Source organism: Nodularia harveyana UHCC-0300, assembly GCF_034931085.1.
In the GTDB taxonomy this organism is placed as follows: Bacteria; Cyanobacteriota; Cyanobacteriia; order Cyanobacteriales; family Nostocaceae; genus Nodularia; species Nodularia harveyana.
The window spans coordinates 57234-68666 of record NZ_JAYGHG010000028.1 but is presented as its reverse complement, the minus strand read 5'-3'; the positions used below and the strand labels follow the sequence as shown (position 1 = coordinate 68666).

The window sequence follows — 11433 nt, the reverse complement described above, 5'->3', positions numbered from 1 at the left end:
CCATATCACTTAATTTATCAGATTTTGGGGAGAATTTTTAGCGATGGGCGAACGCACAAGCATATCCGCAGGACTCAGCCCCTCCTTTGGCGATCGCTCTTCCACCCCCCCCTGAACGGTTACGTTTAAATTCAGTCATATTAGATAGTTTGGATTGTAGATTGCCTAAAGCAATTTTAAATCATGTGTGAAAATTATCAAAATAAATAATTCTATATATAAAACATATTTTTTTTATTGTAGAACAATTTGCCTTGAGTTTTAGAGCCTTTATATGTCTTATATTTCAAGCCTATATTTATACTTTGTTAAATTAATAAACTATCAATAATGAATTATCCATTAGTAACCCATTTATCAAAATTCATGTATGGATATTGACACCAGGGATAAAATAGGGTAAATAATAGAATATAAATCAAACAAACTGCCTATTTGTGCCAACTTTTCCAGGGAAGAAATAGGGCAAGAAAAAATAAAAAATTCCAATTAACCGAATATCAAAAACCCTAGAAATCACAGCTTAATCTTCACGGATAGGCATAGCAAAACCACCACATACAACGTCACCTAGTACGTCATAGGATACGAAGTCAACGTCTTGGTAAGCACCATTTTCTTCCAAGAAGTTGATGGCGGTGATAATACCACGACCTGCACAACCAACACCGGGTTCTGGACCACCAGATTCTACGCAACGAACACCACGGAAACCGGTGAGCATTACTTCTTCAAGCTCTAAATCTTCAACTGCACCACGTTCAGCAGCCAAGTGAAGAACGGTGGTTTGAGCTTTACTGTGTAGCATCAAACGGGTAGAGTCAGCTTTGGGGTCACAACCGACGATAAGGATGCGCTGACCCATTTCTGCCATAGCTGCCAAGGTGTTTTGAGAAGTGGTAGATTTACCAATACCACCTTTACCGTAGAAAGCTATCTGTCTGATTTTTTCGTCAGTTGCCATGATTATTTGTCTCCTGAGATTGGTTGGTTAGCGGGTCTGTGTGTTGACGTTCACGCCTGTTGAGCTACAGCAGTGAGCGCTGGTTGTAGAACGTCGCCGGGGGCGATCGCTCCACAGCATAATTAATGGTTGTTGGTGTCATAATAGTTCAGGGTTAAGTTTATGTATTGGGTGTCCTTTGCCACTTGTCAATTTAATGACAAAGAACTGATGAAATTTACGAATATTTGCGGAGTATAAACAGAGTGCAAATAAGTGATTGGTGAATCAATGCAGATTCTTATAGGGTCTGTGTGCAGTAGGAATGAAGCTTTGATGTGGCGAAAATTATCTGGTTCAAATCCTACTGCTGTTACTGTTGAATGTTTCACAGAATGTATTTGTGCAGTGTGCAAACTTGCAGTTTATGGCTGGACTGCTACAACTACCAAGTTTTGACTTACACGCTCTTGTAACCTAGCTTCGATCGCAATCTTTAAGGTGGCTGTACTGCTAGAACAAGAACCACAAGCTCCTTGGAGTATGACTTTGACTTTATCGCCTTCTACGTCGTAAAGTTCTACATCTCCACCGTCAGCAATCAGCACTGGTCTGACTTCTTCATCTAGGACTTTTTGAATGAGTGCAATTCTTTGGACGTTGGTAAGAGGTTTTTGAGATTGAGCAACTCCGGTACTTTGGTTGTTGAGAGCAGGTACGGCGGCTTTCTCCTTTACATCTCTTATAATATCATCAATACTCGCTAAACAGGAACCGCATCCGCCACCAGCTTTTACATAATTTGTTACCTGTTCCGCATCAGTAAGATGATTTTCTAGAACTGCACGGCGGATTTTGGCTTCGGTGATCCCAAAGCAGCTACAAATCAATGCACCTTCTTCGTCGTCGTCATGGGTGGGGAGAGGTATGCCACGATAATTATATATGGCAGCTTCTAGAGCTTCTTGCCCCATGACAGAACAGTGCATTTTAGCTTCTGGCAATCCGCCGAGGTAATCTGCAATCTCTTTATTAGAAACTTTCAAGGCTTCATCTAGGGTTAAACCTTTGACCATTTCGGTTAAAGCACTGGAAGAGGCGATCGCACTGGTGCAGCCAAATGTTTGGAACCTAGCATCTAATATTTTATCAGATTCTACTTCCACTTTCAAGTGCAATCTCAGGGCATCACCACAAGCAATACTACCAACTTCTCCCATTGAAACCTTAACACCAGCTTCGCCAGTTTCTTCAATAGCTCCCTGATTTTGGGGATTGTAAAACAAGTCTAATACTTTATCTGTGTAGTCCCACATGGTCAATTTTAGATTTTAGATTTTAGATTGGGGATGAGGGAGGAGGGATTGGGGGATATCTTCCCAATACCCACGTCCTTAGCTATGAGTTACTGCTTTTTCCTGTCCTTGTAGCCAACCCGCATCATCATTTTGGAAGGGTGACATGGCGCGTAAACGTTCGATAATACTGGGCATTACCTCGATCACTTGGTCAATTTCAGCTTCTGTAGTGTAACGACACAGGCTGAAACGAATGGAACCATGTAAGGTTGTGTAGGGTAAACCCATTGACCGCAGGACGTGGGAAGGTTCTAAAGAACCAGAAGTACAAGCAGAACCAGATGAGGCACAGATACCGTATTTATTCAAAGAAAGTAGAATTGCTTCACCTTCAATGTATTTAAAACCAATATTTGTGGTGTTCGGCAATCTCTGCGTTGGGTCGCCATTAACTTCACAGTTAGCAATTTTGGCGAGTAAAGTTTGTTCCAGGCGATCGCGCAGTTTTCTTTCTCTCGTGGTAGCCTCTTCTAAATGCAAGAGTTCTAATTCTGCCGCTTTACCTAGAGCAATAATACCTGGAACATTCTCCGTTCCTGCCCGCCGGCCACGTTCTTGGTGTCCACCAATCAGCAAGGGACGGAACCGTACACCGCGCCGCACATATAAAGCACCAATTCCCTTGGGAGCATGAATCTTATGACCGGACAGAGTTAACATATCCACGGTGCTAGTTTTCATGTTGAGGGGAATTTTTCCCACTGCTTGCACAGCATCCACATGAAAGATTGCGCCATACTCTTTAACTCTTAACCCAATCTGCTCTATAGGAAAAATCGTACCGGTTTCGTTATTGGCATACATAATTGTTACCAAAGCGGTGTTTCCAGTCAAGGAAGCTTCTAATTCCGCTAAATCTAACTGTCCCTGACGATTTACCGAGAGATAGGTAACAGTGTAACCTTGGGTTTCCAGTTGTTTGCAGACATTCAAAACTGCTGGGTGTTCAACCTGCGTAGTGATAATATGTCGCTTTTCTGGTTGTGCTAAAAGTGCGGCGCGAATCGCGGCGTTATCTCCCTCAGTACCGCAACTGGTGTAAACAATTTCTGACTCATCAGCACCAATTAGCGCTGCTAGTTGTTGGCGTGCTGTTTTTACTGCTTTGCCTAATTGTCCACCAAAGGTATGCATACTAGAAGGATTACCGTAGTAGTCCCGCAGATAAGGGAGCATCGTCTCTAAAACTTCTGGATCTACCTTCGTTGTGGCATTATTGTCTAGATAAATGATGCTCATCCTGATACACCTATGACTTCGCTCTGATTCCGAGATAGCTCGGAGAATTTTTGGGAATAATAGTTAAACCAACGTTCCCAGTAATCTTGTTTCTTGGTTAATTTGGCTAAAGAGCGGTTGTAATTAGCAAACCAGGCTTCCCAATAATCATTGGATTGTTTCACACAACCAGTACAGGTGGGACAAGTAGCTTGACACTGAGCAACTGAGTAAACAGTCCCAAAGCAGTTTGTGCAGAGTTCAGGATCAATCCAATAATTACCGTCAATTACCTTCACTGCATTAGTGGGACATACAGGTAGACAAAGATTACAGGAAATACATTGGCTGGTGATTTGGTAAGCCATGATTATTCTCCTTTTGAAGATTGGGGAGTCGTGAGAGGTGAGGGGTGAGTCGAGAGTGGTGAGTAATAAGTGGTAAATATTCCCTACTTTCTACTCCCTACTCCCTACTCCCTACTCCCTAATTCCCTAACTCCTTGACATATTGCTCGTAGAATTCCAAAGCCACGTTTTCGATTACATCGTAAGCTTCTACAGTCTGTATTCCGGCTGCTTGCAATTTCTCTTGAGGACAGTTACCAATCTTGGAAACTAAAATTGCTTTACAATCGGCGATCGCTCCCATAATATGTTCAAAAGTGGCTTCTTCACTAAATCCACCTTGACAATACTGGTCAATCTTACGATGACTGACAAAGGTAACTTTTTCACCATCCACTTCGTAAATTTGGAATTCCTTCGCATGACCGAAGTGTTGGTTAACTAGACCGCCGCCTTTAGTCGCCACTGCAACTAAAATTTTAGGATTATTGGCAAAAGTCTTGCCCGTCCGTGCCTTATCTTTGGCTATTTTTAGTTCTTCTTTAAACTTCTCAATTCCTTCATGAACAACAGTCCGTTGCTCTAGGTCATACTCTGGAGTCATTTCCAAGAACTTATCTTTAGTAAATTCTTGGCTCCGGTCTTCTCCTAATAATCCTACCGCATCTGCTCGACATTGGCGACAATGGCGCATCATTTTCATGTTGCCAGCGCAATTATCTTGTACAGACTTCACCTCTTTGGGTGTAGGACCACGTTGACCTGTTAAGCCGAAATGTGTCCCATGTTCTGGTGCTGAAATTAAAGGCATGATGTTGTGCAAGAATGCACCATTTTCACGAATCATTTTATTGACTTCGATCAAATGCTGATCATTAATTCCGGGAATCATCACGGAGTTAACTTTGCAGAGAATATCAGCCTCTCTCAGTGCTTGTAAGCCTTCCATCTGCTTTTCTAGCAGAATTTTAGCACCTTCAACACCTCTATAACGCTTACGTTTGTAGTGAACCCAAGAATAAATCTGAGCGCCGATTTCTGGGTCAATGGTATTTAGAGTAATCGTAACATGATCGATATTCAGTTGTTTGATACGGTCAATGTATTCAGGTAGCATTAAACCATTAGTTGAAAGGCAAAGCTTAATATCTGGTGCTTTGTCTGCAATCAACTCAAAAGTGCGGAAAGTTTTTTCAGGATTCGCCAATGGATCACCAGGTCCCGCGATTCCCACTACTGTCATTTGGGGAATTTTGCCTGCAATCACTAAAGCTTTATGAGCCGCTTCTTCTGGTGTCAGCAATTCGCTAACTACTCCAGGACGACTTTCATTAGCACAGTCATATTTGCGGTTGCAATAGTTGCATTGAATATTACAAGCTGGTGCAACTGCAAGGTGCATCCTGGCGTAGTGATGATGGGCATCTTCACTATAACAGGGATGTTTAGCGATGCGTTCTTGGAGCTTTTGATCCATTTCTACGGTGGTGCTGCTGTCGCATCCACAACCACCTGAGTTTGATTGGGTTAATGCTGGGTCCTGATGGTCGGAGGTGACGAGTCCGGAAGACGGTAGTGTCATTAAATTTCGCAATGGTTCAGTGGACTAAATGCCACAGTGGGAGATGCCGTTGCTACTGTCTTTACCCAGGAACTGAAGTCGCGTCTTTTACTCAGTTATCAGTTATCAGTTATCTGTTTACTGTTTACTGAAGTTCGCCTGGTGTATATCAACTTTTCGGTCTGGGGTAGAATTTGTTTGTGATTACAGCCGCGACTTCGATTCACTTAAGGTATGGTGCTATCTCATCCCTCCACTCACTCTTGGCTGTTACTTGTGGTTAGAGCCTTGAGTGATTGGCGATATAAGAGTTATAGCAGTCCTTTTCTAGGGCTGATAACGTTTATGAAGTATAGAATTTATTGAATTTATTACTTTTGTACTCGAATTTTTAAACCCTGTCTGTCTGGGGTTTACAAGAATTAAAAATTTATTTTTCGGGTAGGGGTTCTAGTATTTTTCAGTTGGGGTACGAGTATTTATAAATAGGGGTTTAGGATTTCTTTGTACTCAGCTATAACCCATGTATATCAAAGGTTTTATGCTATTTTTTCTAGATTTTTAAGTACATAAATACTGTACTCAAACCAACCTTAAATCGTCTTTTTAACGGCAAACAGTAGGAGATAAAGGGCTGAAAAACTAGATCAGGTCAATATCATGCTAATTCGGACACCGGAGAAACCTGATTCTGTATCTAACATATCATTTTTTTTGCCCAAAAAATGCAGTTCATCTTTTCTTAACCTTTACGTGAATTAACTGTTTAGAGAAAAATGGGGTCTGGGGTTTGAGGATATGATTTTTCCTCCTTGGGTCAATCATTGAGGTTATTGCGAAAATATCAAGTTTAAACCCTGGTTTTTCCTGTAAAAGCCTAGTCAACGAGGTGATTGTGAACATGATGAAACGCCTGAAAACCATCAACTAAGAACTACATTAACTCTGATCATACATCTATTGAGAATTAATCGCTGTAAGTAAACATCATAAGCAGATAGTGAAGATTAACCGACGACTAGCGCATAGTTTAGGGATTTCGCAAAGTTAAAATTGCGATGTCGAAGGAATCCGATTATGTATCTAACCTATCATTTTTTTCGCTGAAAAAATGCGTTTTATATTTATTTTATGTTTTGGGGTTAAAATTACCTACTAAAACAGTCGTGAGTATAAGTACTTGGCTCGACTTGATTCTATATTGTCTATCCAGCGATCGCATTGAAGCAGAGTTACAAAATCTGGCTCATAGTGAAAGGAATGTGGAAGAAATTGCGATCGCCATTGTTCATTCCTGACTATCCCCTCAATAATTATTCAACCAAGTCTGAATTTCATCAACCAACCAAGCGCACTCCTCCTCATTTAACCGCCAATTCAACCGAATGCGATCGCTCTCTGTACGGATAACGACTTCCCACTTTTGTGAAATATCTGTCTGAAAAAACTGATTAGCGCGATTGTCCTGTCTTTGACATACATAGATAGAGCGAATGTTTTTAATAAAATCTACTCTTGACTGAAATTGAGCAAACCAAACATTCTGAAATCTAAAACTTTTTTCAGTGCTATTAAAGTAAAGATAACCACCATAGTCATTTTCACTCATTAAACTAGTTTTTTTAGCTAGTGGGTTTGCCAGAAATAAATCAATTTTCTCATTCATCGCAACATCTAATATTTTCGATCTGAAACTAAAGAATAATAAGAGAATTAATCCACCAACTATTAAAGACCCAAAAATCCGACTGAGAATTAAAAGTACGGGTATTAAAATTATCAATCTTTGATAGTTGTTTGATTCTTTATACCTGAAAATTTCTAGCTCCTCTGGGGAATTTTTAGTTACCACCAGAAAAGGTCTAGTAAGATATATAGATTTCTGATTAGGTAGCGACTTTTTTTGACTAATTCTAGATTTAAAACCCTGAGAAAATACTTCAAATGCTTCATTAGCAGTGGAGAATCTTTCTTCTAAATCTGGTTCAGTTAATTTCTGAATCCAACTCACAAAATTGGCACTGATACTAGCATGACTTGCAAATTGAATCCGCAAATTTTTCTGGGGTAAATCAGCCGGAGCAACCCCTGTAACTAAATGAATTAAAGTAGCTCCTAAACCATATAAATCAGAAGCTGGTACAGCCCTTCCCCAAAACTGTTCCATTGGAGTATAACCAATAGTACCTACTACCGTAAAAGTTGCTTTAGTAACAGCCATTCTATCCTGTACTGCCCCAAAATCTACCAGATATATATGTTTATCTTCACCCTGAATCAAATTACTAGGTTTAATATCCCGATGGAGAACTGGAGGATTTAAATGATGTAGATAAATTAAAATCTGTAAAATTTCTCCAGCAATTTGCTTGAGTTCTGACTCACTAAATTTTATGCCTTCGGCTAATAAATCCTGTAAAGTAGAACCAGGAATATAATTCTGCACTAAACACCACCAACTTAAACCTGCATTTGGCTCTTTATCAACTAAAAAGTAATCTCGGTAGCGGGGTATTCTCTCGTGATTGAGATTTTGTAATACTTGGGCTTCTCTCTCAAATAACTTTAAATCATCCCATTTAAATTCAGTGTTAAAAACCAGAAGTTTGAGAATAACTAACTCATGACTTACATGATTCAAATCTTCTGCTAGCCAGGTTTGACGGCCAGCCATTGTATGTCCTAACTGTTGTTGAAGTTGATATCGTTCTTGCAATATTTGCCCTGATTTAAACACAACATCACTCCCATTTTTATTTAAGGCTATGACTGCACGCAGTTGTGAGATTTATAATGAATTACGCTGATTTATAGGTAAAAGTAAATTGTAGCGTATCAGTAATGACTCGGATGAGATTTGTCATAAATTTAGTCTTAATCGTAACATTCTATATTTAAAAATGTGGTGATTTTTATAAAATGTAAAATTTAGTTATGTTCCAGACATAGTTTTATAATACCGACCTTTATATGTATTTACAGAGGACATCATACATCATCATTTTTTTATTATTCTCAAAAAATAAAATACTTATAGCTTGGGTTTAGGCTTGGGGTGACTCAGCCAGGATTAAAAATAAGTCCAAATCACACCAGATATTTCTGTAATTATCCTTAAATTCAGGAATATGACAAAATATAGTATATGTACTCCTAGTCAAAATCTAAACGGATACAAGTATGATTGATTGGTTAGCTATTTGGGGTGTTACTCAGGCTGTCGGGTTTATTTTTAAACCGATTTTCGAGGACTTAGCTAAAGATATGGCTAAGGACTGGGCTAAAGACTTCTTAAAAAGTATTCCTCAGCGCTTTTTGGATAAACTCAAAAAAGAAGATATTGAAATTGCTGCTGGTAAAGCCTTAAAAGAATTTCTCCAACTGATGCAGCAGGAATTAGAAGATGCAGATTTAGAAGATGTAGAACTTAAAAAATATATTCAGCCTTTAAAGAAATTTATTCATAATCCAGTTATTAAGGAGATTTTAGGGTCTGGATTTGGTCCAGATAACCAAAGTTTAGATTTTAAAGCATTAGCCGATACTTGGTATCAAATGAAACTACCTACTCCACCCAATGATTTCAAATGGGAAACAGTAAGTAAGCGATATTTGAAAAAAGTTAAAGCAATTATTCGAGAATCAGATAAGCTACGTCCTATTTTAGATTCTGAAAATTTAGAAGCAGCTAAAGATAGTCTTGTAGAAATCGCTGGTATTTCTCCAGGTTTTGACTTACCAAGATATCAAGAAGGCATTCGTGAGTGCTATGGAAATCTCAAGTTAGATAGTTTAGATACTAGCGGTTATGCCTATAACGAACTCAAGTTATGGCGGATGTTTATCGCTCAAAATGTCCGCGAAACTGATAAATTTTTACCACAAATTCACGAACTTCCTAAAGAACATCTGAGACGGCTGCGAGAAAGTGACCAACTTGAAGCAGAACTGCAATCAGAAGAATTAGCAAGACATAACCAAGTTTATTTATCACAACCGATACTTTCAGTATTGGATATTGTTAACAAAAAGCAAAATTATAAGTATATTGTGATTTTAGGTGATCCTGGTTCTGGCAAGTCTACATTATTACAATTTCTTGCATTAAATTGGGGAGAAACACCTTTAAATAATGTTATCACACAACCGATTCCGTTACTTATTGAATTACGTACTTATATGCGGCGACGGGATAATAAAGAATGTAATAACTTTTTAGAATTTTTCCATAAATGTAGCGGTGCAATTGAACACTTGAATCAACATCAACTAAATGAACAGCTAAAGTCTGGTAATGCTTTGGTGATGTTTGATGGTTTGGATGAGGTATTTGATACTGGTAAGAGAGAGGATGTAATTACCGATATCCATCGCTTTACTAATCAATATCCTAATGTGCAGGTAATTGTAACTTCTCGCATCATTGGCTATAAGCCGCAAAAATTACGTGATGCTGAGTTTCGCCACTTTATATTACAAGATTTAGAACCAAAACAAATTCAAGATTTTATTCATCGCTGGCATCAGTTAACTTTTAGCGATGAAGCAGATAAAGTGAGAAAACGGGAACGACTGCAAAGAGGAATTGAAACTTCCAAATCTATTGCAGAACTGGCAGGAAATCCCCTACTATTGACGATGATGGCAATTCTTAATCGTAACCAAGAACTGCCCAGAGATAGAGCCGAACTTTATAATCAAGCATCGCGGGTACTGCTGCATCAATGGGACGTAGAACGAACTTTGATGGAAGATAAGCGGTTAGATCCCAAAACCATTGATTATAAAGATAAGCAAGCAATGCTGCGTCAAGTTGCATATTATATGCAAACCAGTGGAAAAGATTTATCTGGTAACTCAATTAGTGCAGAGGATTTAGAGGTAATTTTCACTGCATATCTGAAAACTATAGAATTTGAAAAACCCAGAGATGCGGCGCGGGTGATGATTAATCAACTGCGGACTCGTAACTTTATGTTATGTTTTGTGGGCGCAGATTATTATGCCTTTGTGCATCGGACATTTTTAGAATATTTCTGTGCCTCGGAGTTTGTTTGGCAGTTTGAGAAGAAACTTAGTCTTAAAATTGATGATTTGAAAACTGAAGTTTTTGGTAAGCACTGGCAAGATGAATCTTGGCATGAAGTATTATTATTAATTTCTGGGATAATTGAAGCGGAATTTGTTGGTGAAATTATTGATTATTTGATGTCACAAGATGGTGAAAATGAAAAGTTTATCAACATATTTTTAGCCGCTAAATGTCTTGCAGAAGTGAGGAATTGTTCTGTAATTGCGACGACGGCTAAACAATTATTGAATTGGCTAAAAAAGTTAACTAAATATGACCTTTGGTATTATTACAAACCTGTAGATTTTACAGAAGTGCAACTAGTAGAACAAATTCGTACTCAAGCATTTGCAGCAATTGTCACGACTTGGGAGGATGACCCCCAAACCAAAACCTTCCTCCAACAACGCGCCACTGATGATAGTGAGTATGTGCGAGGTGCAGCCATCCAAGCATTAGCCAGCAATTACAAAGATGACCTCGAAACCAAAACCTTCCTCCAACAACGCGCCACTGATGATAGTGAGTATGTGCGAGGTGCAGCCATCCAAGCATTAGCCAGCAATTACAAAGATGACCTCGAAACCAAAACCTTCCTCCAACAACACGCCACTGATGAACATTGGAATGTGCGATATGCAGCCATCCAAGCATTAGCCAGCAATTACAAAGATGACCCCGAAACCAAAACCTTCCTCCAACAACGTGCCTCTGATGATGATAGTGAGTATGTGCGACGTGCAGCCATCCAAGCATTAGCCAGCAATTACAAGGATGACCCCGAAACCAAAACCTTCCTCCAACAACACGCCACTGATGAACATTGGAATGTGCGATATGCAGCCATCCAAGCATTAGCCAGCAATTACAAGGATGACCCCGAAACCAAAACCTTCCTCCAACAATGCGCCACTGATGAACATTGGAATGTGCGA

Annotated in this window: 7 protein-coding genes and 1 pseudogene; 2 read left to right on the top strand and 6 right to left on the bottom strand. The window is 39.3% G+C overall.

The window, feature by feature from the left end:
* Positions 1-529 precede the first annotated feature (529 nt).
* From VB620_RS15770 to nifB, 5 genes and pseudogenes are all read right to left on the bottom strand, one after another.
* Positions 530-964: pseudogene (locus VB620_RS15770) on the bottom strand (AAA family ATPase); the annotation flags it as partial.
* Between the two features lie 404 nt (positions 965-1368).
* Positions 1369-2259 carry a Fe-S cluster assembly protein NifU gene (nifU, locus tag VB620_RS15765; protein ID WP_323197102.1) on the bottom strand — a complete coding sequence of 297 codons (891 nt, stop codon included), beginning with the start codon at positions 2257-2259 and terminating at the stop codon, positions 1369-1371.
* Between the two features lie 78 nt (positions 2260-2337).
* Positions 2338-3540 (bottom strand): cysteine desulfurase NifS, encoded by a 1203-nt coding sequence (gene nifS, locus VB620_RS15760; RefSeq protein WP_323197101.1) that lies wholly within the window; start codon positions 3538-3540, stop codon positions 2338-2340.
* The gene (locus VB620_RS15755) at positions 3537-3887 is read right to left on the bottom strand and encodes a DUF362 domain-containing protein (RefSeq protein ID WP_323197100.1); all 351 of its coding nucleotides are present in this window, start codon (positions 3885-3887) and stop codon (positions 3537-3539) included. The genes nifS and VB620_RS15755 overlap by 4 nt, the downstream gene beginning before the upstream one ends.
* Positions 3888-4005: 118 nt before the next feature.
* Positions 4006-5448, bottom strand: a complete 1443-nt coding sequence (gene nifB, locus VB620_RS15750) for a nitrogenase cofactor biosynthesis protein NifB (RefSeq protein ID WP_323197099.1) — start codon at positions 5446-5448, stop codon at positions 4006-4008.
* A gap of 1145 nt (positions 5449-6593) precedes the next feature.
* Here nifB and VB620_RS15745 point away from each other — a divergent pair.
* Positions 6594-6725, top strand: coding sequence for a hypothetical protein (locus VB620_RS15745; RefSeq protein WP_323197098.1), 132 nt, complete (start codon positions 6594-6596; stop codon positions 6723-6725).
* A gap of 8 nt (positions 6726-6733) precedes the next feature.
* Here VB620_RS15745 and VB620_RS15740 read toward each other — a convergent pair whose 3' ends face one another.
* Positions 6734-8164 carry a serine/threonine protein kinase gene (locus tag VB620_RS15740; RefSeq protein WP_323197097.1) on the bottom strand — a complete coding sequence of 477 codons (1431 nt, stop codon included), beginning with the start codon at positions 8162-8164 and terminating at the stop codon, positions 6734-6736.
* A gap of 443 nt (positions 8165-8607) precedes the next feature.
* On the opposite strand from VB620_RS15740, the gene VB620_RS15735 reads away from it, so the two are divergent.
* The coding region (locus VB620_RS15735) for a HEAT repeat domain-containing protein (protein WP_323197096.1) at positions 8608-11433 on the top strand (2826 nt) is incomplete at its 3' end.